Annotated in this window: 29 protein-coding genes and 1 tRNA gene; 25 read left to right on the forward strand and 5 right to left on the reverse strand. The window is 40.1% G+C overall.

Features of this window, described 5'->3' with window-relative positions:
• Positions 1–99: 99 nt before the first annotated feature.
• From ACSBQP_RS01300 to pstB (ACSBQP_RS01330), 7 genes are all read left to right on the forward strand, one after another.
• Positions 100–1,386 carry an MFS transporter gene (locus ACSBQP_RS01300; protein WP_008342348.1) on the forward strand — a complete coding sequence of 429 codons (1,287 nt, stop codon included), beginning with the start codon at positions 100–102 and terminating at the stop codon, positions 1,384–1,386.
• A 122-nt stretch (positions 1,387–1,508) separates the two neighbouring features.
• On the forward strand, positions 1,509–3,644 hold the full coding sequence (locus ACSBQP_RS01305; RefSeq protein ID WP_039964027.1) for a peptidoglycan D,D-transpeptidase FtsI family protein: 2,136 nt from the start codon (positions 1,509–1,511) through the stop codon (positions 3,642–3,644).
• 214 nt (positions 3,645–3,858) lie between these two features.
• A complete protein-coding gene (locus ACSBQP_RS01310) occupies positions 3,859–4,776 on the forward strand; it encodes a phosphate ABC transporter substrate-binding protein (RefSeq protein WP_007501261.1) in 918 nt (305 codons plus the stop codon).
• Between the two features lie 79 nt (positions 4,777–4,855).
• Entirely contained in the window at positions 4,856–5,782 is a 927-nt protein-coding gene (gene pstC, locus ACSBQP_RS01315) for a phosphate ABC transporter permease subunit PstC (RefSeq protein ID WP_017357999.1), read from the forward strand.
• Positions 5,782–6,666: a phosphate ABC transporter permease PstA gene (gene pstA, locus ACSBQP_RS01320; RefSeq protein WP_007501259.1), complete on the forward strand. Its 885-nt coding sequence runs from the start codon at positions 5,782–5,784 to the stop codon at positions 6,664–6,666. The genes pstC and pstA overlap by 1 nt, the downstream gene beginning before the upstream one ends.
• 23 nt (positions 6,667–6,689) lie before the next feature.
• A complete protein-coding gene (gene pstB, locus ACSBQP_RS01325) occupies positions 6,690–7,502 on the forward strand; it encodes a phosphate ABC transporter ATP-binding protein PstB (protein ID WP_435028118.1) in 813 nt (270 codons plus the stop codon).
• Between the two features lie 15 nt (positions 7,503–7,517).
• On the forward strand, positions 7,518–8,300 hold the full coding sequence (gene pstB / locus ACSBQP_RS01330) for a phosphate ABC transporter ATP-binding protein PstB (RefSeq protein ID WP_008342337.1): 783 nt from the start codon (positions 7,518–7,520) through the stop codon (positions 8,298–8,300).
• Positions 8,301–8,344: 44 nt separating this feature from the next.
• Here pstB (ACSBQP_RS01330) and ACSBQP_RS01335 read toward each other — a convergent pair whose 3' ends face one another.
• Both ACSBQP_RS01335 and ACSBQP_RS01340 read right to left on the reverse strand, forming a co-directional pair.
• Complete coding sequence (locus tag ACSBQP_RS01335; protein WP_035390825.1) at positions 8,345–8,845, reverse strand: endolytic transglycosylase MltG; 501 nt, start codon at positions 8,843–8,845, stop codon at positions 8,345–8,347.
• A complete protein-coding gene (locus ACSBQP_RS01340; protein ID WP_003217285.1) occupies positions 8,842–9,189 on the reverse strand; it encodes a hypothetical protein in 348 nt (115 codons plus the stop codon). Before ACSBQP_RS01340 ends, ACSBQP_RS01335 begins: the two co-directional genes overlap by 4 nt.
• A gap of 451 nt (positions 9,190–9,640) precedes the next feature.
• On the opposite strand from ACSBQP_RS01340, the gene rpmG reads away from it, so the two are divergent.
• The 11 genes from rpmG (at position 9,641) to ACSBQP_RS01395 (ending at position 19,194) form a co-directional block, all read left to right on the forward strand.
• Positions 9,641–9,790 carry a 50S ribosomal protein L33 gene (gene rpmG, locus ACSBQP_RS01345; RefSeq protein WP_008360061.1) on the forward strand — a complete coding sequence of 50 codons (150 nt, stop codon included), beginning with the start codon at positions 9,641–9,643 and terminating at the stop codon, positions 9,788–9,790.
• 49 nt (positions 9,791–9,839) lie between these two features.
• On the forward strand, positions 9,840–10,400 hold the full coding sequence (locus ACSBQP_RS01350) for a 5-formyltetrahydrofolate cyclo-ligase (RefSeq protein ID WP_206115544.1): 561 nt from the start codon (positions 9,840–9,842) through the stop codon (positions 10,398–10,400).
• Positions 10,401–10,485: 85 nt separating this feature from the next.
• Positions 10,486–10,749 carry a hypothetical protein gene (locus tag ACSBQP_RS01355; protein ID WP_008342327.1) on the forward strand — a complete coding sequence of 88 codons (264 nt, stop codon included), beginning with the start codon at positions 10,486–10,488 and terminating at the stop codon, positions 10,747–10,749.
• Between the two features lie 89 nt (positions 10,750–10,838).
• Positions 10,839–11,012, forward strand: coding sequence for a hypothetical protein (locus ACSBQP_RS01360; protein WP_017367602.1), 174 nt, complete (start codon positions 10,839–10,841; stop codon positions 11,010–11,012).
• Positions 11,013–11,099: 87 nt separating this feature from the next.
• Positions 11,100–12,638, forward strand: coding sequence for a rhomboid family intramembrane serine protease (locus tag ACSBQP_RS01365; RefSeq protein WP_435028121.1), 1,539 nt, complete (start codon positions 11,100–11,102; stop codon positions 12,636–12,638).
• A 71-nt stretch (positions 12,639–12,709) separates the two neighbouring features.
• On the forward strand, positions 12,710–12,913 hold the full coding sequence (locus ACSBQP_RS01370) for a YqgQ family protein (protein WP_411238019.1): 204 nt from the start codon (positions 12,710–12,712) through the stop codon (positions 12,911–12,913).
• Positions 12,914–12,926: 13 nt separating this feature from the next.
• The gene (locus ACSBQP_RS01375) at positions 12,927–13,880 is read left to right on the forward strand and encodes an ROK family glucokinase (RefSeq protein ID WP_099496604.1); all 954 of its coding nucleotides are present in this window, start codon (positions 12,927–12,929) and stop codon (positions 13,878–13,880) included.
• 212 nt (positions 13,881–14,092) lie between these two features.
• Positions 14,093–16,012 carry an LTA synthase family protein gene (locus ACSBQP_RS01380; RefSeq protein WP_025207626.1) on the forward strand — a complete coding sequence of 640 codons (1,920 nt, stop codon included), beginning with the start codon at positions 14,093–14,095 and terminating at the stop codon, positions 16,010–16,012.
• Positions 16,013–16,096: 84 nt separating this feature from the next.
• Complete coding sequence (locus tag ACSBQP_RS01385; protein WP_079919861.1) at positions 16,097–17,218, forward strand: M14 family metallopeptidase; 1,122 nt, start codon at positions 16,097–16,099, stop codon at positions 17,216–17,218.
• A gap of 330 nt (positions 17,219–17,548) precedes the next feature.
• Entirely contained in the window at positions 17,549–18,802 is a 1,254-nt protein-coding gene (locus ACSBQP_RS01390) for an MFS transporter (RefSeq protein WP_411231983.1), read from the forward strand.
• Between the two features lie 77 nt (positions 18,803–18,879).
• Positions 18,880–19,194, forward strand: a complete 315-nt coding sequence (locus ACSBQP_RS01395) for an MTH1187 family thiamine-binding protein (RefSeq protein ID WP_435028123.1) — start codon at positions 18,880–18,882, stop codon at positions 19,192–19,194.
• 222 nt (positions 19,195–19,416) lie between these two features.
• Here the strand turns inward: ACSBQP_RS01395 and ACSBQP_RS01400 are convergent, their stop codons facing one another.
• A complete protein-coding gene (locus ACSBQP_RS01400) occupies positions 19,417–19,590 on the reverse strand; it encodes a DUF2759 domain-containing protein (RefSeq protein WP_003217333.1) in 174 nt (57 codons plus the stop codon).
• A gap of 160 nt (positions 19,591–19,750) precedes the next feature.
• Between ACSBQP_RS01400 and ACSBQP_RS01405 the strand changes: the two genes are divergently transcribed.
• Positions 19,751–20,389: an MBL fold metallo-hydrolase gene (locus ACSBQP_RS01405; protein ID WP_017357989.1), complete on the forward strand. Its 639-nt coding sequence runs from the start codon at positions 19,751–19,753 to the stop codon at positions 20,387–20,389.
• 48 nt (positions 20,390–20,437) lie between these two features.
• Here the strand turns inward: ACSBQP_RS01405 and ACSBQP_RS01410 are convergent, their stop codons facing one another.
• A complete protein-coding gene (locus ACSBQP_RS01410) occupies positions 20,438–20,680 on the reverse strand; it encodes a DUF2626 domain-containing protein (protein WP_003217440.1) in 243 nt (80 codons plus the stop codon).
• 211 nt (positions 20,681–20,891) lie between these two features.
• Between ACSBQP_RS01410 and ACSBQP_RS01415 the strand changes: the two genes are divergently transcribed.
• Positions 20,892–21,272, forward strand: a complete 381-nt coding sequence (locus ACSBQP_RS01415; protein ID WP_007501232.1) for a Spx/MgsR family RNA polymerase-binding regulatory protein — start codon at positions 20,892–20,894, stop codon at positions 21,270–21,272.
• A 55-nt stretch (positions 21,273–21,327) separates the two neighbouring features.
• Here the strand turns inward: ACSBQP_RS01415 and ACSBQP_RS01420 are convergent.
• Positions 21,328–21,398, reverse strand: a tRNA-Gln gene (locus ACSBQP_RS01420).
• A gap of 99 nt (positions 21,399–21,497) precedes the next feature.
• On the opposite strand from ACSBQP_RS01420, the gene ACSBQP_RS01425 reads away from it, so the two are divergent.
• The 5 genes from ACSBQP_RS01425 (at position 21,498) to comGD (ending at position 25,669) form a co-directional block, all read left to right on the forward strand.
• Positions 21,498–22,370, forward strand: coding sequence for an STAS domain-containing protein (locus tag ACSBQP_RS01425; RefSeq protein WP_035390819.1), 873 nt, complete (start codon positions 21,498–21,500; stop codon positions 22,368–22,370).
• Between the two features lie 457 nt (positions 22,371–22,827).
• Positions 22,828–23,898 (forward strand): competence type IV pilus ATPase ComGA, encoded by a 1,071-nt coding sequence (gene comGA / locus ACSBQP_RS01430; RefSeq protein ID WP_435028125.1) that lies wholly within the window; start codon positions 22,828–22,830, stop codon positions 23,896–23,898.
• Positions 23,879–24,919 carry a competence type IV pilus assembly protein ComGB gene (comGB, locus tag ACSBQP_RS01435; RefSeq protein WP_079920615.1) on the forward strand — a complete coding sequence of 347 codons (1,041 nt, stop codon included), beginning with the start codon at positions 23,879–23,881 and terminating at the stop codon, positions 24,917–24,919. Before comGA ends, comGB begins: the two co-directional genes overlap by 20 nt.
• Before the next feature lie 17 nt (positions 24,920–24,936).
• Positions 24,937–25,230 (forward strand): competence type IV pilus major pilin ComGC, encoded by a 294-nt coding sequence (gene comGC, locus ACSBQP_RS01440; protein ID WP_008342186.1) that lies wholly within the window; start codon positions 24,937–24,939, stop codon positions 25,228–25,230.
• Positions 25,223–25,669 (forward strand): competence type IV pilus minor pilin ComGD, encoded by a 447-nt coding sequence (comGD, locus tag ACSBQP_RS01445; RefSeq protein WP_035702770.1) that lies wholly within the window; start codon positions 25,223–25,225, stop codon positions 25,667–25,669. The genes comGC and comGD overlap by 8 nt, the downstream gene beginning before the upstream one ends.
• Positions 25,670–25,676 lie beyond the last annotated feature (7 nt).

Consider the following 25,676-nt stretch of genomic DNA (forward strand, 5'->3'; position numbering starts at 1 on the left):
TTCTCTCTGAGAGCGGGTCTTTTTATATTTTCCCTCCTTTTTTTACATATCTGCCTTTTGATGAGACAGACTATTGTGTAGAAAAGGAGAATGAATGATATGAGCAGATTAAAGAAAATGTTCGGGGACATGGATGTCACAAGAGATTTATTGCTCCTCCTCACGATTGGCGGATTATACGCACTTGCGATTGCGCTTTCGAATACGTTTGTGAACGTGTATTTATGGAAACAGTCTGGGCGATTTACAGACCTTGCGATTTATAACTTGGCGATTGTTGTCCTTCAGCCCATTACCTTTTTATTTGCTGGACGGCTCGCTAAAAAAATAGATCGTGCATTTGTTCTTCGTTTCGGTGTCATCTTCTTAGCCGCTTTTTACTTAATTGTTCTCATGGCAGGAGAGCAAGCGGCAGCTCGGCTCGTGTTATTAGGCAGTGTGCTTGGAATCGGCTATGGTTTTTACTGGCTTGCCTTTAACGTGCTCACTTTTGAGATTACTGAACCTGAAACAAGGGATTTCTTTAATGGATTTTTAGGAGTGCTTACCTCTACAGCCGGTATGATCGGGCCGCTCATTGCAGGAATTGTGATTTCTCAATTAACGGATGATACAGGCTATACAGTGATTTTCACTTTATCGCTTTTTTTGTTTTCACTAGCGGTTGTGATGAGTTTTTTCCTCAAGAGGAGACAATCAAAAGGAAAATTTATCATTAAGCAAATTTGGAAAGAGCGCCATGCGGACGAGAATTGGCGTAAGATCACAACTGCTCACTTTTTTCAGGGGCTCCGTGAAGGCGTGTTTGTCTTTTTAATCAGTGTCTTTGTGTTTATTGCAACAAACAGTGAGCTTGCTTTAGGCACATTTGGTCTAGTCAATTCAGGTGTTGCCTTTTTTGCCTATTTTTTTGCTACTCGTTTGATTAAGAAAAAATGGCGCAAAAAAGCGATTATGTTTGGCGGGCTTATTTTATACGGCGCTTTATTTTTAATCGTCTTTCACTTGTCCTATGTATCACTGCTTATGTACGCTGTAGCCATTGCGATCGGCTACCCGCTTCTGCTTGTTCCGTATGTCTCTTTAACTTACGATGTCATCGGTCATGCCAGATATGCAAGAAAAGCCCGAATTGAATATATTGTCGTCAGAGAACTATTTTTAAATGCAGGGCGTATTTGTTCGATTGTCTTTTTTCTTTTATCTGTCACCTTACTGGGCGATCGGCTTGGGATTCCTGCTTCACTTGTCGTACTGGGAGCGGGGCACACCCTTATTTATTATTTTGTAAAGGACATTCATTTAAAAGAGAAAACAGCTGATATAGAAGAGGCTGACGGTCAAAAGCCCGTTTCTCAAACGAACCTTATGAAGGGAGAAAGGTAAAATTTCTTACCAATGGAACATCAAATTTCTAGATAAATGATAGAAAAACCGCTAAAATGATGATGGCACCTTTTATACACAAAAAGGGGTGCCATTTCTTTCTTGATAGAAAAGGTGATGTGATGAGAAACAAGAAAAACAAAAAAGACGCGAAGGAAGGGCGCAAAACACTTCCGATCCGGCTGAATTTATTATTTTTAGCTGCGTTCATTATTTTTACCGGTGTTGTGGTCAGACTCGGTTTTGTGCAAATTGTGAATGGAGAAGATTATAAAAAGCAGGCAGAAAAACAAGAAGACGTGAATGTCAGCTCATCTGCTCCGCGCGGAAAAATTTATGATCGAAACTATAACACGATTGTCAGCAATAAAGCGCTAAATGCCATTACATATACGAGAACCTCGACGACTTCACAAGAAGAGCGGCTCAAAGTGGCAACAAAATTAGCGGATATGATTCACGTAAGTACGAAGAAAATCACAGATCGTGATAAAAAAGATTTCTGGATCTTAACCCATCCGAATGAAGCGAAAAAGCTTGTTCAAAAGGAAGCCGATTTAAAGGGTGACGATAAGGTCTCTGATGATAAACTATACGAGCTCCAGCTGAAACGCATCACAGACAAAGAATTAAATCAACTGACGAAAAAAGATTTGCAAGTGCTTGCGATTAAAAGACAAATGGATGCAGGCTATGCACTTACGCCTCAATTCATTAAAAATGAAGATGTAAAACCAAGTGAAATTGCTTACGTCTCTGAGCATTTGGACGAGCTGCCAGGTGTAGATGTCACAACAGACTGGTCACGCAGCTATCCTTATAAAGGACTGCTCCGCAGTATGCTCGGCAGTGTGTCTTCAAGTGATGAAGGTCTTCCGTCGTCACTGCTTGAACATTATCTATCACTCGGCTACAGCCGAAATGATCGTGTAGGAAAAAGCTATCTTGAATATCAATATGAAGATGTCCTGCAAGGTCAAAAAGAAAAAGAACAAAGTACAACAGATAAAGAAGGCAATGTCACAAGCTCTAAAGTGTTAACAGAAGGAAAGAGCGGGAAAGACCTTGTGCTGACGATTGATATTCAGCTGCAAAAAGCGGTGGAAAAAATCATCGAAAAGAACTTGAAAAGTGCGAAGCAAAGAGGCGGAACAGAACTTCTTGATCGTGCGTTTGTTGTCATGATGGACCCGAGAAATGGGGAAGTACTCTCGATTGCGGGTAAACAGATTACCAATAAGAATGGGTCATACAAATTTGATGACTATGCACTAGGAACGATGACATCATCATATGCGATGGGATCAGCAGTAAAAGGGGCAACTGTGCTCACAGGTTATAAAACAGGCGTCCTTCATATTGGAAGCACCCAATACGATGAACCGCTCTATATCGCTCAGTCACCGCCGAAAAAATCCTATCAAAATATGGGACTCATTAATGATTTAACCGCACTAGAGCGTTCATCAAACGTGTATATGTTTAAAACAGCGATTGCAATTGGGAAAGGGGAATATCGTAAGAATCAGCCGCTCCCAATTGATACAAAGGCGTTTGATACGTTCCGTTACAATTTTAGTAAATTTGGTCTTGGAGTAGAGACAGGTATTGACCTGCCAAACGAAGCAACTGGCTATCGTGGAACATCTACACAATCTGGTCTGTTACTTGACTATGCGATTGGACAATATGACACGTTTACACCGCTGCAAATGGCGCAATACGTTTCAACGATTGCCAATGGCGGCTATCGTTTACGTCCTCAGCTCGTAAAAGAAGTGAGAGAGCCAGATCCGCAAAGAGGCATTGGGGCTGTAACGGAGTCCGTCAAGCCGGATGTACTGAATAAGCTCGATATGACAAGTGATGAGATCAAACGCGTACAGCAAGGATTCAAGCTTGTGATGCAGAACCCAAGAGGGACAGCATATTCGAACTTTGGCAACAAAAAATACAATCCAGCTGGCAAAACAGGGACCGCTCAATCATTCTATGACGGCCCGATTAAAAGCAAACGCGGCACACCAACATATAACACAACACTTGTTGCGTATGCGCCTGCTGATAATCCAGAAGTAGCGATTTCAGTTGTCGTGCCTTGGGTGTATCAAGATTACAACCAGCGCTATCCGATTACAAATGATATTGGTGAACAAGTATTAGACAAGTACTTTGAACTGAAATCGAAACAGGAAAGCAATGATACACAAGCGAAGAACAAAAACAAAATTGAAAATGAAGCAGAAACAAATAACTAGACCTATTCTAGGTAAAAACGCTCACTTTTTGTGGGCGTTTTTTTATATTTTCTTCAAACTTTTCGATATAAATTGACAAAAATCATAAAAAACCCCGCAATTTCTCTACAAATCTCCGACATTTACAAAACCTTAACATTCCATTTAAACGAAATTAATAAAGAACCTTTAATGTATTACTCGTAGGACAAATTATTCAGGGGGTATTCTTGAAATGAAAAAGAACAAATTATGGCTGCTTACTTTCCTTACTATCGCATTGTTAGCATTCGTCACAGCATGCGGAAACAGCAGCTCAAGCGGAGATTCAAAAGACAGTAAAGGAAATGCTTCAAACAAAGATGAGGCATCAGGTTCCATTACCATCTCAGGATCATCTGCGATGCAGCCTTTAGTTCTTGCGGCAGCAGAAAAATTCATGGATAAACATCCAAAAGCCGATATTCAAGTACAAGCCGGCGGTTCAGGAACAGGACTTTCTCAAGTATCAGAAGGATCTGTACAAATTGGGAACTCAGATGTATTCGCAGAAGAGAAAGACGGAATCGACGCAAAAGCTTTAAAAGACCACAAAGTAGCAGTTGTTGGAATGGCCGCAGCTGTTAACCCTGAAGTTGGTGTCAAAGACATCACAAAGGACGAATTGAAAAAAATCTTCACTGGTAAAATCAAAAACTGGAAAGAGCTTGGCGGGAAAGACCAAAAAATCACACTTGTGAACAGACCAGACTCATCAGGAACTCGTGCAACATTTGTGAAATATGCACTTGACGGCGCGACACCTGCAGAAGGAATCACAGAGGATTCTTCAAACACAGTGAAAAAGTTGATTGCAGAAACACCAGGTGCGATTGGGTATCTAGCATTCTCTTATTTAACAGATGACAAAATTACACCGCTTAGCATTGATGGTGTGAAACCAGAAGAAAGCAATGTAGAAAGCGGTAAATATACAATTTGGGCATACGAGCACTCTTATACAAAAGGTGAGCCAGACGGTTTAGCAAAACAATTTTTAGATTACTTGATGAGTGACGAAGTACAAAAAGAAATCGTTAAAGACCAAGGCTACATCTCAGTCTCTAATATGAAAGTAGAAAGAGACGCAACAGGCAAACAAACAGATAAGTAAAAGGTCTTGAATTGATGATGAAGGAAAAGTGGAGCTTTTCACTTTTCCTTTTATGACATTCATAGGAGTGTAGAAAAAGATGAAACAGATAGAACATACAGAAGCGAGCGATCGACTGATCAGCTCGAAAAAAAATAGGCAAATGGATGAAGTAAGAGGAAGTATTTTGGTGAAATTTTGCGCATTCTTAATGATTGCTGTATCAATCGCCATCACGATCTTCCTTGGTATTAAGGGTTTACAATCTTTCATCGTAAATGGTGTAAGCCCAATTGAGTTCTTAACCAGTATCAATTGGAACCCTACAGCAGAAAATCCGCAATACGGCGCATTTCCGTTTATCTTTGGTTCAATCGCTGTCACGCTTCTATCAGCACTTATAGCAGCACCGCTAGGCATCGCAGGAGCGATCTTTATGACAGAAATTGCACCTGCATGGGGACGGAAAATTCTCCAGCCAGTGATTGAACTGCTTGTAGGGATTCCATCCGTTGTTTACGGATTCATAGGTCTTACAGTATTGGTGCCGTTTATTGGACACTTCAAGTCAAGCGGTTCAGGGCACAGTGTTTTAGCAGGAACGATTGTCCTGTCTATTATGATTCTGCCAACTGTTACATCCATTGCAACTGACGCAATGGCTTCACTTCCAAAAAGTTTACGTGAGGGATCGTATGCATTAGGCGCAACAAGATGGCAAACGATCAGACGTGTTCTTGTACCGGCAGCGCTTCCGACATTAATGACAGCAGTCGTGCTTGGAATGGCAAGAGCATTTGGAGAAGCCCTTGCCGTTCAGATGGTCATTGGAAACACGCGTAATCTACCAGAAAGTATTATGGACACAGCTGGTACATTAACAACCATTATTACGTTAAACATGGGACATACAACGTATGGAAGTGTTGAAAACAATACACTTTGGTCAATGGGACTTGTCCTTCTAGTTGTATCATTTATGTTCATACTCATTATCAGATACTTGTCATCTAGGAGGAAGATTTAATGAATAGCAAAATGACCGATCGTTTTGCCACAATTGTTTTTGGATTATGTGCCGCCATTATTACGGCGATACTTGTTGGCTTGTTTTCTTATATCATCTTCAACGGTGCCAAAGAATTAAATTTTGACTTTTTGACTACACGCTCAAGTGCGATTGGTTCTGGCGGCGGTATTAGGGATCAGCTGTTTAACTCGTTTTACATTCTATTTATTACGATGCTGTTTACCGTGCCTCTTGGCGTGGGCGGTGGGGTGTACATGGCAGAATATGCACCTCAAAACAAAGTGACTGATTTTATTCGTACATGTATTGAAGTGTTATCGTCTCTGCCATCGATCGTCATCGGTATGTTTGGTTTGCTGATGTTTGTTAATTTAACAGGATGGGGCTATACGATCATCGGAGGAGCCCTTGCGCTGACTGTCTTTAACCTGCCAGTGATGGTCAGGGTGACAGAAGATGCACTTCGATCTGTACCGAAGGATCAAAAGGAAGCATCGCTTGCGCTTGGTGTGACAAAGTGGCATACAGTGAAGACGGTTCTGATCCCAGGTGCGATTCCATCCATTATTACCGGAGCGATTTTAGCATCGGGAAGAGTTTTCGGTGAGGCGGCTGCTCTTCTTTTCACAGCAGGTCTTTCAACACCGCGTCTTGATTTTACAAACTGGAGTCCTTTCTCCGATACATCACCACTGAATATTTTTAGACCGGCAGAAACATTAGCCGTTCATATATGGAACGTCAATACACAGGGGATTATTCCAGATGCAGAGGCCATTGCAAATGGTGCATCAGCCGTACTTGTGCTCTCTGTATTAGTATTCAACTTAGCAGCTAGATGGCTTGGTTCATTTATTCATAAGAAGCTTACGTCAAAATAAATAGTGAGAGGTGTGAAGGGGATATGGTTCAAATGCTAGCAGAAAAAAAAGAGATTGCAGCAAAAAAGGCTCCACTTCAAGCGGAACAGATTCTACAGGTGCAGGATTTAAGTATTTATTATGGTGAAAAAAGAGCAGTCAATCAAATTTCATTTGAAATTGAAAAAAATGCAATTACTGCATTAATCGGCCCATCAGGGTGCGGAAAATCGACTTTTTTACGCAGCATTAACCGCATGAACGACCTAATTCCAGATGCACGAAGTGAAGGGGCGATCATGTACGAAGGGTTAAATATTTTGGATGACCGTATTAATGTGGTGAATTTAAGAAGAGAAATCGGGATGGTCTTCCAAAAGCCAAATCCATTTCCTAAATCCATCTACAACAACATTACGCATGCGCTAAAATATGCGGGTGAAAAAAGGAAATCAGTGCTTGATGATGCGGTAGAAGAAAGCTTAACAAAGGCAGCGCTATGGGATGAGGTCAAGGATCGTTTGCACCGCTCTGCCTTATCATTATCAGGCGGCCAGCAGCAGCGCCTCTGTATTGCACGTACCCTTGCGATGAAACCTAGCGTGCTTTTATTAGATGAACCGGCTTCTGCCTTAGACCCGATCTCAAATGCAAAAATTGAAGAACTATTATCGGAATTGAAACATGATTATTCGATTGTCATTGTCACACATAATATGCAGCAAGCGTTACGTGTATCTGATCATACAGCCTTTTTCCTGAACGGTGATCTAGTGGAATACGATGCGACTGAACGTATCTTTACACGTCCTGAGCAGCAAAAAACAGAAGACTATATTAATGGTCGATTCGGATAAGGCGGGTGGATTTTGATGAATGCAGTAGCAACTGAAACAGTCAAAAAAGAAGTGTTTCGTGTGAATGATATGAACCTTTGGTACGGACAGCATCACGCACTGAAGCATATTGATTTAGACATTAAAGAGCACGAGGTCACAGCGATTATCGGTCCGTCCGGATGCGGTAAGTCAACATTTATAAAGACCTTAAATCTCATGGTCAAAACAGTGCCAGGTGTGAAAATCACTGGGGATATGATGTATAACGGTGACAATATTTTAAAAGGCCGTGTCGATCTAGTGGAACTGCGTAAAAACGTCGGGATGGTCTTTCAAAAAGGAAACCCATTCCCTCAATCTATCTTTGATAATGTCGTCTACGGGCCAAGAATTCACGGGGTGAAGAGCAAGCAGCAATTGAAAGAAATCGCTGAAAAAGCGCTTCGTGATGTTGCCCTTTGGGATGAAGTGAAAGATCGATTAAGTGCGCCTGCATTAGGTCTTTCCGGCGGTCAGCAGCAGCGTCTTTGTATCGCAAGAGCCATTGCCACAAGCCCGGATATTCTATTAATGGATGAACCAACATCTGCGCTTGATCCTGTTTCAACATTAAAGATTGAAGAATTAATCATGAAACTGAAAGAGAAATATACGATTGCCATTGTGACGCATAATATGCAGCAAGCGGCAAGGGTATCCGACCGAACAGCGTTCTTCTTGATGGGCGAGCTTGTTGAGGTCAATGATACGAATGTGATGTTCTCAGAGCCAAATGATCAAAGAACAAATGATTATATATCAGGACGATTTGGATAATCAAAACCCCCCTGGAGGTCAATGCCGCCAGGGGGGTTTTGATGTTATTTTGTTAAGGCTTTGACGATTTGTTTGAATGTCATACCTGTTTTTAAATTGAATTTGCCGGCACGAATTTCTTTATGGTAGCCTGCGTCTATCACATAATCATTAAAATCTTTAGACGAGTTGATGATTCCGTCCTTTTCAAGCATGTCTGAAACATCACTTGTGCTCATACCGTTTTTAATCACGAATTTAACCGTTTTGCCTTTTGGCTTGTCCGTTGTTTTTTTATCGTTCTGAGAATCGCCGTCTTCATTTGCTTTCAGCGCTTTTTCTTTATAATCAAGAAGTTGTTGATATGTTTCACGGCTGACGGAGACTTCTTTTTTAGAGTCTAAGTAATTTTTCACGTCAGTGTCTGTCACTTTCGCTGCGAGGGTTTCTTTTGTTGTAGAATCAGCTGCCGCTTCATCTTTTCCAGTAAGGAAAAAGACGATCGCCAGAACACCAGTTGCAAGAATCATACCTGCTGCAAACGTTTGGATGCTTTTTTTCGTCATACAAGCACCCTCTCGTTGTCTTTAATGATCATGTTCACATCTTCTACAGATACATGCTCAGCGCGCGCAATCGCCTCAGGAGACATGCCATTTTGATGCTTTGAAATGATTTGTCTTGCAATAGATGGATCAATTTCTGAATGCTTGCGGACAACGATGTTTGTTTCAAGCAATTCTTCTTCAAGAACCTTCATTTTCTTTTTCAGTTTATAGATTTCTTGCATTGCAGATAGTTGAAGTGTTTCAAGTTCCTGTTCGACTTCTTTAATCGGCTCTCTTTGAAAATATGAGAATGCGATCAGTACAATACTGACAACAAGCAATCCGATAATTGCAATTTCCATGTTTCATCACCTTTTATTCATATTTTAATGCTGAAAGCCAAAAAAGGCTCTCATGATTGTTTCAGACAGTTTTCGACCCTTCTTTTTTATACCATAAAAAAGCTAGTTTCAAAAGGAATTGCTGAAAAAATCACCTTTTTTTCATCATTTTTCTTTTTATAGGGAAACCGAGTATGAAAACCTTGCCCGCTGTTAAAATAAAAGAAGACGGATCAGATGAAAAAAAGCTGTGGAACAAAGAGGGGGTTCTCATGTATACAGTACGACAAAGAACGTGTTTTTATAGGGGAGAAGGCGATTTTTCATCACATGACCAGACAATATGGATCAGGATGCGGGTGGAATGCATTGAAAAATGAAATTGGTGAAAAAACATTCTAGCATTCCTTAGCTAGAAGTGGTATTATAGTTAGGTCTGAATGTGAATTGATTTTAGTTTGGAGGGAAAAACATGCGCGTAAATATTACTCTAGCTTGCACTGAATGCGGTGAGCGTAACTATATTACTAAAAAGAATAAGCGAAACAATCCAGATCGCGTTGAATTCAAAAAGTATTGCTCACGTGATAAAAAACAAACTTTACATCGTGAAACAAAGTAAGCAGCAGGGAATTTTCCTGCTGTTTTTTTATGATGGGAGATGAACCTGTATGAAAAAGAAGCTCCGCCTTCAAACATTAGCCATGCTTGATCAGATAAGCGCTGAAGAGTTCAATCGCCACGCCGCTCTACTTCATGAACACGTGTTGCAGCTGCCAGCATGGAAACAGGCGAAAACGATTGCTTTGACTATGTCTAGGGGAAAAGAAATACCGACAATGCCTCTGATTGAAAAAGCGTGGGAAGAAGGAAAAACAGTTTGTATTCCCACCTGTTTTCCGAGAACAAAAGAGATGGTGTTTTATGAATATACACCTGAAACAAAGATGAAATCTAGCTACTTTGGGCTATTGGAGCCAGACCCTCTTGAGTCTACAGCTGTACATAAAGAAGCCATTGATTTGATCATTGTCCCTGGGGTGTGCTTCGATCAGCACGGCTACCGTATCGGTTACGGAGGCGGCTATTATGATCGCTACTTAGCGGACTACCACGGGGTAACCATTGCCCTTTGTTTGTCTTTACAGCAGACAAGGCATATTCCGGCTGAAACGCACGACATACCGGTGTCTATGATTGTCAGTGAAAAAGGTACGTTATATCAAAAGTGAAAGCCCGCTCATTGTCCAAAAACGGGCTTTTTGTGTTGAGATCGTTTCATTAGCTCAGGGCATTTTAGCTAGTAGGAGTCATATATTGAAAAAATTTCGAGGAAAGAAAAGATACTTCCGTAATTTGTGGGAGGAAGTGAATACTTTTGACTTACAACTCGAACATGATTCATGGGTTTATTTTTGGCATACACACCTTGATTTTTTTGGAGTCGGAAAAATAAGAAGAGAGTATATCAAAGCGTTCAAAGATTTAATCGACCTTCATCAATTTGGCGGTTCTTATGATCAATCAGAGTGTGAAGAGGTCTATTATATCCAATCAAAAGAACAAGGGATTAGAGTGTGAAAGTAGATCGCATGGTAAGAGATAAAAATGATGGTTCATGCATAAACAAATCCTATTTAAGCCACGATACGAACATAGGAGGGAATATGATGAATAAAATGATTTGGAGCATTGTGTTCACACTGTTTGCATTCGTTCTTGTGCAAAATCGTTATCGGCTCATGAATTTGATCTTAGGTCAAAACCAAGTGCGTCACTTTTTTATTAAATGGCTGATGAAAATCCCATATTTTCGGACGAAATTTATTCGCCAAGCATTCTAATCCCGCAAAAGCCGGGATTTTTTTTGTTTAGAAATGCGGATAAGTACGATTCTTGCTATAATAATGTAAAAAATGGAGCGCGAATGAATGAATGTCATAGATAGTCTATTTTGGCGAGTTGTTGATGAACTAAGACAAAAAGGATACGAGATGATTCAAAGTCCGTATCCAGAAGATGAAATATTTTTTGAAGCACCACGAAACTCAGGGTACGATCTCATCCGTCTATATAGAAGAGATGTGAATTTTAGGCAGGAGATCGTTCGAGATATTGAGGAGCAAACGTATCGGATCAATCAGCTGAGAGAAGCTATGCGTAAACGATCTCTTCATCTCTTACAGCTGCAATTTACAGCTGATGTTCCAGTAGATGATTGGGAAGACCTAAGCGGCCAGCCGCAAAAACAGCAAAAGGTAACGGTGACACCTGTTTTACTGAATGAAGAAACCCTTCAAAACGATGGACACGAGCTGCAAAAATGGTTGAATACATCACTCTCGATTGATGTAGAAGAGGCGAAAGCAGATACAGTCGAAGATGTGATGCAGCTTAAAATGAACGTGCTTCAGGCATTTCAAGATCAGGAAAAGCAGCGTGAACGAGAACGGGCCGTTTTTCAAAATGGCAGACCGATTTTTACCTATATGTTAATCGCAGTTCAAGTGGTGATGTTTCTTTTACTTGAATTATCTGGTGGAAGTACCAATACAGCCACTTTAACAGCATTCGGTGCGAAAAATAATGTGCTGATTTTAGAGGGTGAATGGTGGCGTTTTGTGACACCTATGTTTTTACACATTGGTTTGACGCATTTACTCTTTAATACATTTGCTCTTTGGTCCGTTGGAGCGGCTGTTGAGAGAATTTATGGTTCAGGTAGATTTTTGCTCATTTATTTAATTTCCGGCATCTTTGGCTCCATAGCGAGCTTTGTGTTTAATACAGCCATCGCAGCAGGAGCATCAGGTGCGATCTTTGGCTGTTTAGGCGCATTGTTATATTTAGCGATTTCTAACCGGAAGCTCTTCTTTCGTACGATGGGGACAAATATTATCGTGATTATCCTCATCAACTTAGGGATAGGTTTCACTGTATCAGGGATTGATAATGCAGGGCATCTTGGGGGGCTCGCTGGCGGATTTTTAGCCGCTTTAGCAGTCCGTCTTCCTAAACAGTTTCAGCCTGTCAAAATGCTTCTTGCTAGTCTTCTTCTCCTCCTTATTGGCGGCATTGGATTGTATACAGGGTTTCATTCAGACGATCAAAAAGAAGCGGTGACAACTAGCGAGGCAGCGAGTTTATTTGATGAAAAGAACTATAGCGAAGCAAGTCAGCGTCTAGAGGAATATGTAAAGCAAAAGGATGCCTCAGCTGAAGCACTTCATATATATGCGCTTTCCGAAGCGCAGCTTGGACATCTTGACAAGGCCATTGAGTATTTGCAAAAGTCGCTTGAAAAAGATCCAAATGAGCCGAATAAATTGTATCACTTATCGTTGTTATATGTAGAAAAAGGCGAGACAGCGGAAGCAGACGACTTCATCGAAAAAGCATTAAAACAAGATCCGCAAAATGACCAATTTTTAAAGTTGAAACAATATATTGAAAACACTCAAACACGTTGAATGACTTGACTGAAAGCGTATTTATGAATACGCTTATCCTATCTGTTGATTTAGAGAAATGGTGAAAAATAATGAAAACGTTATATGATGTACAGCAGCTGCTCATCAGATTTGGAAATTACGTGTATTTCGGAGATCGTGAAGTGGAATTAGAATTTATGGCAGATGAATTGAAGGAAATGTACACATCGGGCATCATCGATCGAACTGAATGGTCAAACGCAATGACCATCCTTCAAATGGAACTAGCCAAATTAAATCGAAAAACAATGTGAAGGTGGAGGACATATGACAGGGGATTGGTTTGTAGGAGTTGATCTTGGCGGTACGACAATTAAGCTTGCGTTTATTAATCTTTATGGTGAAATTCAGCATAAGTGGGAGATTCCTACGGATAAATCTGGGCAGACAATTACAGTCGACATTGCCAAGTCAATTGACCATAAACTAGTTGAGATCAGCATGCCGAAATCAGCCCTAATTGGGATCGGTATGGGGGCACCTGGACCAGTGGATAAAGTATCCGGAATTGTCTATAAAACAACGAATCTGGGCTGGACAAACTATCCCTTGAAAGACCATTTAGAGGCAGAGACAGGACTTCCATCTGTCATCGAAAATGATGCAAATATTGCTGCACTCGGTGAAATGTGGAAGGGTGCAGGTGATGGCGCCAAAAACATCCTGATGGTTACACTGGGCACAGGGGTTGGCGGCGGTATTATTGTCAATGGAGAAGTGGTTCAAGGCGAAACAGGTGCTGGTGGAGAAATTGGTCATATTTGTGCCGTTCCATTTCAAGGAGCACCATGTAACTGCGGGAGAACAGGCTGTATTGAAACCATTGCGTCTGCTACAGGTATCGTCCGAATCGCAAAGGATACATTACAAACAAAGAGCCATACATCATCACTTGCATCACTTACTTCGCTGTCTGCAAAGGATGTATTTGAGGCAGCAGAAAACGGAGACGAACTGGGGATGCGTGTCGTAGATGAAGTAACAACCCATCTTGGTCTTGTCCTTGCGAATCTAGCCAGTGCCTTAAACCCAACAAAAATCGTCATTGGTGGCGGTGTATCTAAAGCGGGCGAGCTTCTTCGCAGTAAAGTAGAGCGTGTCGTCAAGCATCATGCCTTCCCGCCATGTGCTGAGGATGTTGAAGTGGTGATTGCCTCACTAGGAAACGATGCAGGCGTGATCGGCGGTGCATGGATGGCAAAAAACAAGTGGCTGTCTTGAACAAAAATGTCATAATGATGTCATTTTTATTAAAATCAGCGATAGATAGGCATGAAATTGAATGTTTAGCATATTCATAAGTTTGTCATGGGGAAAAAGACATTGATTTTCCAGCGTAGACAGGATAAGATATACTTTAGTTATTTTTGAAGAAGCACCAATAATTGGGGATGTCCCTAACCTGAGTGCGTTTTTAGCATAAGGAGGTTACAATGCGAAAGAAAAGATTAAAGGCGATTTCATTTTTACTGATTGCGACTTTGTTAATGTGGGTGAAAACCTATGTTATCTATAAATCTAGCTTTAATATCAAAATTGAAAATTTCATGCAGGAATTTATCCTGTTTATTAATCCGCTTAGCTTTCTCTTGTTTATCTTCGGTATCGGTTTATTCTTTAAAGAAAAAAATCGCAATCGATATATCATCGTGACGAGTTTTGTTCTGACATTTATTTTGTTAGCTAACATTGTATTTTATCGATTCTACAGTGATTTTCTAACCATCCCCGTCCTATTTCAAACAAACAATATGGGTGACCTCGGGTCAAGTATTACCTCTTTAATTGAACCAGTTGATTTTCTGATGTTTGTTGATATCATCATTTTAATTTGGCTCTATAAAAAACAGCCTTCCTTTAGAACAGATGTAACGATTTCACGTAAGGGACGTGCAGCTTATTATTTATTTGTGGCAGCCACTTTCTTTTTTAACCTTGGTTTGGCTGAAACAGAAAGACCAGAGCTGTTAACTCGTTCATTTGACCGTGAGATGCTAGTGAAAAACATCAGCTTATATAACTTCCATATTTATGATGGGGTTCTGCAATCGAAGCAATCCGCTCAGCGAGCACTTGCCGACAGCAATAGTTTAACTGAAATTGAAAACTATGTAAGCGCAAATCAAACAGACCGTAATGAAAAGACGTTTGGTCAAGCAAAAGGACGAAATGTCATTCTAGTATCGCTTGAGTCTACCCAGAGCTTTGTGATCAATGAAAAATTGAATGGGAAAGAGATCACGCCGTTCTTAAACAAATTGATCAAGAAAAGCTACAATTTCAGTAATTTCTATCATCAAACGGGTCAAGGGAAAACATCCGACTCCGAGTTTATTGTTGATAATTCACTCTATCCGCTTGGAAGAGGAGCTGTATTTTTCACAAATCCAAGCAACGAGTTCAAAGCCGCACCTGAGTTGTTAAAAGAGGAAGGCTATCATTCTTCTGTTATTCATGCGAATAACAAAAGTTTCTGGAACCGTGACCTGATCTATGACAGCTTTGGCTACGACAAATTTTTTGATATTAAATCATTCGATGTAAATGAAGAAAATTCAGTTGGCTGGGGACTAAAAGATGGTCCGTTTTTTGAGCAGTCAGTGGATTTAATGAAAACGATCCCGCAACCGTTTTATACGAGATTGATTACATTAACGAACCATTTTCCATTTGACTTAGATGAAGAAGATAAGCTCATTGATGAATATGACTCAAAGAGCAAAACGTTGAACAAATACTTCCCTACAGTGCGTTATCAAGATGAGGCACTAAAGCTTTTCTTTAAAAAAATGAAGGAAGCAGGGTTATACGATAACTCCATTTTTGTGTTATATGGTGATCACTACGGAATTTCTGAAAACCATAACGAAGCAATGGGACAATTCTTAAACAAAGACATTACACCTTTTGAAGAAGTTCAGCTTCAAAAAGTACCATTTGTTGTACACATTCCTGGTATCACGGATAAACATCCAAAAGAGATTGATACAGTTGGCGGCCAAGTGGATATCCGTCCAACAGTCATGAACCTTCTAGGAATCGATACAAGTAAGCAAATTCAATTTGGTCATGACCTATTATCAAAAGATACAAATGACTTCACAGTGCTTCGAGATGGAAGTTTTATTACGAAGGACAGTGTTTTCACAGCTGGTGTGTGCTACAACAAAGAAACGGGTGAGCCGAGAGAAGATGAGTCTGGTTGTCAGTCTTATGAAGAAAAGGCAAAACAAGAGCTTCAATTCTCTGATCAAATTATCTATGGAGATCTCCTTAGATTTTATGACCGAAACAACTCGGACCATTCACCATCTAAAAAAGAAGATGACACTGAGCTAAAAAAGGCGTCTTAATTTAAAAGAAAACCTCTGCTATTTACATGCAGAGGTTTTCTTTTTTTACTTACTGGTTCATATAGTGTGAGAGGAGGGATGTAAATGAAAAAGTCGTTTGGCACAATTGAATGGCATCTGGGTGAAGCAAGGAAGGAGGATGTGGCAAAGCAGCTTGGTATAGGGAAAGAAGCTTTCAGTTTATCCAATCAATCAAATACGGATCACCTCCTTTTACCGGGGTATAGACTTCCAGAAGGGACCCATTCATTTCAATCGGTAGGTGATGTGCAAAGCTTCATAGCGCCTTACCGGCTCCAGCAATCAGATGATTGGATCAGCGGAATATTTGAATATGATAGCGCTCACTTAGAAGGAGAGCTTCAATATTTGAAAGCTGTTTTTCCTTTTCTTCAAATGAGTGTGATTGGTCAATCAGTGCTTGATACGCCCATTTATGAAATCCGTACGGAGCCTGTACAACATTTACATTCCATACATGTTAATGCCTCTTTTCATGCAAATGAATGGATCACGACCTCTGTTTTATTAAAATGGCTTAAATCACTTTGTTTAGCGGCCTCTGACCCAGTGCAAGCAAGACATCATGAAGCGGTTCGTATATTGCAGACTACTGCTTTGTCTATTGTCCCGATGGTAAATCCAGACGGTGTTGATTTGGTTCGCAATGGTCCAGAATCTTTAGGGCTGTGCGGTGAGGAGTTCGCGCCGCTAAATGGTGGATTTTCCGATTATCGAGAATGGAAGGCGAATATTCGAGGAATTGATCTAAACAATCAATTTCCTGCTTATTGGGAAATCGAATATTATCGTAATAAGCCGAAAGCTCCGTCTTATAGGGATTTCCCAGGGCATCAGCCGTTAACAGAACCAGAAGCGAAAGCAATGGCACATCTCGCCTTACGAAAACGCTTTGACCGGCTAATTGCCCTTCATACACAAGGAGAAGAGATATACTGGGGTTTTCTTGGCCACGAACCGGCCATTTCAAAAGAGACGGTCGAACGGTTAGAACGGGTGAGTGGTTACAAAGCGATTCAATATCTTGATAGCTATGCAGGTTATCGAGATTGGTTTATTTATCAATGTAAAAGTGAGGGCTATACGGTGGAACTTGGGCGAGGTAAGAACCCGCTTTCTATGAGTCAATTTGATTCGATCTATGAAAAAACAAAGCGGTTATTGTGGGAAGCATGTAAGTATTAAAAGCACCCAATTGGTGCTTTCAGCGTGTAGACAAACCCTCGCATTCTTTGTCAGTCCTGCGTGCCAGTGCTCACGAAGGTGAAATTCGCTCCGCACCAGTACTCGTCCTTCCTAGGGCTGCAAAGGTTTTTTATCACGCTGAAAAGAAGACAAAGGGCTAAAATCAAGTTCATTTTCGCCCTTTGTCAACAATCATTTAATCCGTTCAAACCAATCAATTTCTTATGGTCAATAAAAATCGTGCTGATGTGATTGACGAGAGCATCCCTGTAAGCTATTGTGAAAGAGTGGTTGTAAAAAAAAGGATATGAATTAGGGAGATGTCGATGATTGAATGCTCAAAGCCTGTGGAAACGGAATTTTACTTATCTATTTGTTTCTAAAATGTGTAAAATTACTGCTGATAGTTTATCTTTTAATACCATTTTGTGGCTTTTAGTGCTAGGGGGAAAGGGAGCAATTGGAACAGCATTTTTTATTGCCGTTAGTTTTGTCCCTCAAGCCATTATTGGGCCGTTTATTACCCCAATGATGAAGCCGCATCAATTGAAATTTTGGATGTGCTTTGCTGATTTAACTCGGGCGGCGATTATACTTGTGATTGTGGTGAGTTACTTTTATGATTTTTCTCCTTTGGCACTCATCATTGGCGGTATGTTGCTGCATTCAGCGACTGGTGGTTCCTATGAACCAGCTTCGGTGTCCATTATTCCAAAGCTTGTGCATGAAGATGTGATACAAAAGGCGAATGCAACCATTCAATCAGCCAGTCATGTGGTCAGGCTTGTGACTGTGACGATTTGTGGTGTCATGATTGCATTTGTAGGGGTAGGATATACAATGGTTGTGATTATTCCTCTTTACCTCATGTCCGCTTTACTGGTTTTGCTGATTACATATAAAACGGAAGCGATCATGGATAAAGGAAAAAAAGGATTATCATACGGAAAACGATTAATAAGGGGATTTTCACTTGTGAAAAGTCATCATATTTTGTTTCCATTAGCCATTTTTTGTGTCTGCTCCAATTTTGCTGCGGCACCGTGGGAGGCATTGTCGGTTATTTATTTAACAGAAGATTTACATAGTGGACCAGTAGTATATTCATTCATCAAAGTGACCACGGCATTAGGTGCATTTTTGATGGGATTCGTTTTAACAAAGGTGAAAGTGAATCGATACGGTCTGTTGTTTATCGGGGCAGGGATCGTTGATGGAATTGCATTTTTCATTACAGGGATGAATGCTTTATTACCACTTGTGTTTATATCTGCATTTGCCTTAGGTGCAGCCATCAGTGCAGTCAATGTACCTGAACATACGATGATTCAATTGTCAGTAAAAGCGGAGGATCAGCCGCAAGTGTATGCGATTATTAACATGATCTCGTATTTAATGATACCGTTAGGCGCTCTCATTGGTGGCTATATGGCGACGTTATTCGGTTCAGGATATGTCATTGCAGCTGGTGGACTGATCGAAGCCATTTCAGGTATATGCCTGCTCCTTTTCACAAAGATTGGGAAGGTAGAGAGAGCAGATTTGACGATAGAACGGGACAAACCAAGCTTAAACGCCACATGATCATGGCATTTTTGAATCACGATGGGTTACAATGAGAACGAGAAAGAAATAGGATATCATTGAAAGGAGCAAGAACCATGGCGATAGCAGATGTCACCATCATTCCAATAGGCACTGATACACCAAGCGTGAGTGCTTATGTAGCAGACGTACAAAGACTGTTAGAGGGCTTTCAACAAGAAGGGAAAATCAAATATCAGCTCACACCAATGAATACATTAATTGAAGGGGAGCTATCCGTTTTATTTGAGGTCATTCAGCGTATTCATGAAGTTCCATTTGAAAAGGGTTTACACCGAGTAGCAACCAATATCCGCATAGATGACAGAAGAGATCAAACGACCACCCTTTCAAGCAAATTAGAAAGCGTGAATAAACATTTGAATCAATAGAAAAAGCCTGCTGATTGCAGGCTTTTAGCGTGTAGACAAACCCTCGCATTCTTTGTCAGTCCTGCGTGCTGGTGCTCACGAATATCAAATTCGCTCCGCGCCAGTACTCGTCCTTCCTAGACTGCAAAGGTTTTCTATCACGCTGAAAAGAAGACAAAGGGCTAAAATAAAGTTCATTTTAGCCCTTTGTCAACAATCTGAAAGCCTGCTGATTGCAGGCTTTTAATGTGCAGTTGGATAACCGCTATAGATGATGGTCATGACGGTAAACCATCCAAAAACCAAAAATGTGGCGCCAGCGAAAGCAATGGCCAGTACGTTCACTTTTTTGAGTGAGCGATAGATGCCGAGAGCGGCTAAAATCGTGACTAGACCAAAAATAATGACGAGCATCATATGAAAGTCCCCCTTTGTCATCAATCCCCTTGATTTCCTTTCTTTTCATTTTAACCGTTTTCATAAAGCTTGTCGAGTACATTCAAGTTGACGATTGTTTGAATTTTTATTGAATAGCCTTCATAATAAAAAAGAATGAAAAAAGTAGTAGGTGATGAAAATGAATTGGAGAAGAATGCCGCTAGGCTATGTGCAAGCGAACGCATATATTTGGAAAAATGAACAGGGAGAATGTTTAATTTTTGATCCAGGCGGCGAAGCGCAAAAGCTAATTTCTTATGTGAAAGAAAAACAGCTGAAACCACTTGCAGTCTTACTGACACATGCCCATTTTGATCATATTGGTGCAGCAGATGAGGTGCGTCAAGAATGGGGAATTCCGCTTTATGTCCATGAAAAGGAAAAAGAATGGCTGACAAATGCTCAGCTAAACGGTTCAGCTCGACTAATTGGTAACGGAATTACGGTCAAAGAAGCGGAACAATTGATTACGTCAGAAGGACCTCTTCAAATTGGATCGTTTACATTAGAAATGTTCCACACACCAGGTCATTCACCTGGCAGTGTGTCTTACTATTCAGCGGAAGAGGGATTTGTGATTTCTGGTGATACTTTATTCCAAGGCGGTATCGGGAGAACTGATTTAACGGGCGGTAATCAAGACGTGCTACTTCAATCGATACATGACAAATTGTTGTCATTGCCAGAATCAACTCTTGTGTTAAGTGGACATGGCGAGGAAACAACTGTGCTTACAGAACAGGAGCAAAATCCGTTTATCAATGGGTTTTCTTTATAATCGCACGCACGAAAAAAGCATCTCTTTCAAAAGAGATGCTTTTTTCTATTAATGTCCGGTACCGGGAACCATGATGAAAATCGAATAATATGTAAATCCGGCAAAGAAAATCGTCAAGTACGCTCCGAAAATGTAAATATACATTCTTTCGGATAAATTCAAGTAGGATAAAAATACAAAAAGAACGGTTTGACCGAAGAACAGCAAGGATGCATCTTTCATATGTCCTAAATAGAACATGACAGCAAAAATACCCGTCCAAAACCCAAGAACGCGGAACATGCGATTCATTTCTTTCCCTCCCCTTAAAAAACCCCTTTGATTCATATTATAGCTGATGATCACTTGTTATGTAAACATTTACATTTTTGACAACGTGTGAACATTCATTCTTTCGTTAGAAAAAATTTTTTGAAAAAGTGATGAAAAAGTGTTTATGCCTAAATTTATGAGGGTACTTAGTCCATAAGAGAAAAGGTTAACGACCTAAGGAGGAAGACTAATGAGTGACATTACTTTTTATTCATACCCAAGCTGCACGTCTTGCCGCAAAACAAAACATTGGTTAAAGGCGAATCAAATTGATTTTAAAGAGCGTCACCTTTTCAGAGAAACGCCAACTCTAGACGAATTGAAAAAAATCCTTTCCTTAACAACAGAAGGAATGGATGAAATTTTAGCTACTCGAAGCCAAGCTTTTAAAAGCTTAAATTTAAATATTAATGATCTAAAAGTAAATGAGGTACTTCAGCTTCTCATTGAAAAACCAAAGCTGCTCCGGAGACCTATTATCATTGATGGAAATAAATTAGTGGTCGGCTATAATCCAGGGGAACTCATGAAAATTTCAAAAAAGAAAGCGATTCATCAATCGGTTTCCTAATCAAAAACGAAGATCAGCTGAATGATGTTTCAGCCGTCTTCGTTTTTGTGCTGAACTGGGCTAGCTGGGTTCGAACCAACGATCACGGAGTCAAAGTCCATTGCCTTACCACTTGGCTATAGCCCAATATGAAACGTGTAATGCTATTGTTCACCATCTGCGGTCATTTATACATAAAAAGTTGGTTGTCACTAGTTGTAAGTGAAAAAGGAGCGAACGACAGAAATGAAAAATGAAAAATCTGAGCAATTATATGAATTTATTCTTAAAGAAGCCCCTGTCATGACCGAAGAATGGCTGAAAACAAGAACAGAAGAAGGCTCATTATATTCCAAACATGCTTCAGAGGAGACAGAAAAGAAGCTGAAAGAACAAAACACAGCATTTATTCAAACGATTGCAGCAACGTTAGTCACGCTATCAGATAAAGTAGAAGACCATCTAAAAAAGTGGTCAGTTGATATTGCCCGCGATCGAGCTGTTCATGAAGTACCTTTATATGAAATCATCGGACAATTTAAGGTGTTCCGCCACATTTTTTGTTCCAGAATTGAGACCTTTACACAACAAACAGAGCTTGAAGTGACACTCAAAGATGTGTGCGATTGGAATCAGCATTTTCACGCAACATTTGATGACATGATTGCACGTTTATCAGAAGAGTATGACCGCGTGACAATCAATCAGCTTAATGCACAAAGAGAAATGATTCAAGAACTTAGTGCGCCTGTTATTCCAGTTTCAAAAGAGATCGGTATTTTGCCGCTGATTGGTGAAATTGATACGTACAGGGCGAAAATCATTTTGGAATCAGTACTAGAACAGGCATCTAGACTGCGTCTAACCCATTTATTTATTGATATATCTGGCGTTCCCGTTGTTGATACGATGGTTGCTTATCAGTTGTTTAAAGTGGTTGATAGTGCGAAGCTGCTTGGAATTGAGACGATTATATCAGGCATTCGCCCAGAAATCGCTCAAACTGTAGTGAAACTCGGCATTGATTTCTCAAAAGTAAATACTGAACACAGCCTTGCAAAAGCTTTAGAAAAAAGAGGATTTCGTATCTTTGAAGAGCAGCAGCAAGAAGCAACGTGAACCAAAAAATGTTACTAGTAAAAGTAACGGGTCCATTGACAAGGAGAAACAATATAATGAGCATATGAATGAGATGACCAATTCGCATACAGATTTGGTCTCTTTTTTTTATCCATAAATCAGACACGAAAGGATATTCTTTATCTTCAAATCAGTAACCTATTAAGGAGGATTAAATTTGGAGACACCTCCTTGTAACAGATCATCCATAATGAAAGAACAAAATGAAATGATCATAAAAAGAGGTGCCAATAGCACTTCTTTTTTATTTTCTCCTCTGAACGGAACCCGTTGTTGTGAAAGTCAAATTTTTTGATAAGTCCTTCTGTTATTTATAGATGAAATACACCTCAAATTGAACATTTTTAACCCTTTTCAGTCATGAAAACCATGAAATACGCTTTTGTCAGGCACGTTACGCCATCATACAATATGGTCACTGAAAGGAGTGAACAACTTGTATGGTATTGAATATTTGGGGCAAGAGCTGCTAGAAGAGGCGTGTCGCATGAGAGCATCTGATGTGCATATTGTTCCGAGAGAAAAGGAAGCTTCAGTCTCTTTTCGTGTAGACGCTGACCTCATTCAGCAGCGGATCATTGACAAAAAGAGTGGAGAGCGGCTCATTGCTCATTTCAAATTTTTATCTTCTATGGATATTGGTGAAAGAAGGAGACCACAAAATGGGTCATTGGCTGTGATGCTAAGACGCGGTCAAGTGTTTGTTCGGCTTTCTACATTACCGACTGTAAATGATGAAAGTTTAGTGATTCGGATTTTACCGCAGAATCATGTGCCGAAAACAAAGTATTTGTCACTGTTCCCGAAGGCTTCAGCGAGATTATTATCGTTTCTGAATCATTCGCATGGGCTTATTTTATTTACTGGACCAACAAATTCAGGGAAAACGACAACACTTTATTCATTGATCCAGTTTGCCAAAAAACATTTTAATCGAAATATTATTACCCTTGAAGATCCTGTGGAAACAAGAAATGAAGAAGTGCTGCAGGTTCAAGTAAATGAAAAAGCTGGTATCACGTATGCGGCAGGTTTACGCGCTATTTTAAGACATGATCCAGATATGATTGTGCTTGGAGAAATAAGAGATGCGGAAACAGCCAGAACAGCTATTAGAGCAGCTTTGACAGGCCATTTAGTCATGAGCACACTGCATGCAAAAAATGCAAAAGGAGCTCTTTATCGAATGCTCGAATTTGGTGTGACGATGAATGAACTCGAACAAACAATGGTTGCCATTGCTGCTCAGCGGTTAATCGAACTCGCATGTCCATTTTGCGGCGAAACGTGTGAGCTTTATTGCAAACTAAATCGGCCAGTCAGACTAACAAATGTATTTGAATTGCTTTACGGAAAGGAGCTTGGAGAGTGTATCAAAGAGGCAAAAGGAGAATACGCTCATTCGTCATACGAAACACTGCAAAGATTAATTCGGAAAGGAGTGGCACTCGGCTATTTATCAAAAAGCACATATCATCGCTGGGTTTATGAAGAAGCGAACCTCTAAAGCCTGGTCTAAAAAAGAACAAGCTGAATTCTTATCTAAACTGGCTCAATTGATTCAAGCTGGATATACATTGGTTGAGGCATTAACGATGGTGAATATTCAATTATCAAAAAAACAGCAACAGCGATTAACGCCAGGCATTCAGTGGCTGCTTGAAGGGGAGCCTTTTTACGTTGTACTTGAGCGACTTCATTTTCAGCGGGAAGCCGTCGCTATTCTTTGTTTTTCAGAGAAACATGGCAGCCTAGCGCGAGCTCTTGAACAAAGCGCCCGATTTCTAGAGAAAAAAATCATGCAGGTAGACACATTCAAGCGTATGTTACGATATCCGATTTTTCTTATGTTTACGGTTTTTGTTGTGCTCATCATTGTTCAGCAAATGATCGTTCCTCAATTTTCTTTATTATATTCATCTATGAATACAAGCATGTCATGGCTCATTCAAGGAATGTTTGGCCTCTTCCAATTCCTACACGCTTTGCTGCTCATGATCGGTTGTATATGTATCTGTCTTTTTGGATATTATGAGCTCTTTTTTAAGAAAAAATCGACCCTTGAGAAACTGAAAGTCATCAGCAGGCTGCCGGTGGTATTTAAAGGGGTGCAGCTGATGCATACGTATCTTTTTTCCCTTCAGCTAAGCGGACTTCTTCAAGCTGGGTTATCGATTTACGAAAGTTTGCAAGCTTTTAAACAGCAGACCTATTTACCCTTCCTTCAAGAAATGTCTGAACAAATGATAGGAGAGTTAAGAAAAGGTGAGAGTATGGAACATCAAATAAGCCGGTCTCCTTTTTTCGAAAGGCATTTTGCGGCTGTCATTAAGCATGGGGAAGCAAGTGGGATGCTAGCAAGAGAAATGTACACATATAGTCAATTTCTTTTAGAGAATGCAGAATTGAAAATTGAAAAATGGGTTTCATGGCTGCAGCCTGTCATCTATGGCTTAACAGCATTTCTTATACTCATTGTGTATTTATCTATTCTTTTACCAATGTATCAACTAATGGAACAAGTGTGAAAAGGGAGGACAAAGGCATGAATGATAAAGGATTTACACTGTTAGAAATGTTAATTGTCATGCTTGTGATCTCCATTCTTTTATTGATCACCATTCCAAATATCACTCGGCATCATCAAAGCATTCAAGCAAAGGGCTGTGAAGGGCTGAAATCAATGGTGAGTACACAGGTAATGGCATATGAATTAGAGCATGATGGCAAGACGCCATCTTTAGCTGAATTAGAAAAAGAAGGCTATGTCAAAAAGGGATTAACTTGTCCGAATGGAAAGGCAATTTTCATTCAAAATGGGGATGTGAAAAATGAATAAATCGCTTTTCCAGGAGAAAGGATTTACACTCATTGAGCAGCTCTTGATCGTCATGATTTTCTCTATCTTATTATCGATAATAGGTGGAAAAGTTCCCAAAATATTAGAAAGTGCTGAAGCAAAAAAGCAAGTGAACTTGCTAAAACAAGATCTTCAATTGGCATCTTATACTGCATTTATTAAAAAAACACGAGTAACTGTTGAGTTTCACCCGACCAATGTATCTTATCAAGTCATCGAGCAGAATAGTGAGCAGATCATTGCTTCTAATCCACATAAAAAAGGCACCATCAAGCAATCCACATTTCAAAAAGGCCTTCACTTTAATAAAAACGGACATCCAAATAGCGGCGGTTCTCTCATTGTTCAATTTGGCAGTCAAATATATAAACTCACGATTTACTTAGGGAGCGGGCGGATTCATGTTCAGCAACAATAAAGGATTT

The sequence above is a fragment of the Bacillus sp. G402 genome, from assembly GCF_051172515.1.
Taxonomy (GTDB): Bacteria; Bacillota; Bacilli; order Bacillales; family Bacillaceae; genus Bacillus; species Bacillus altitudinis.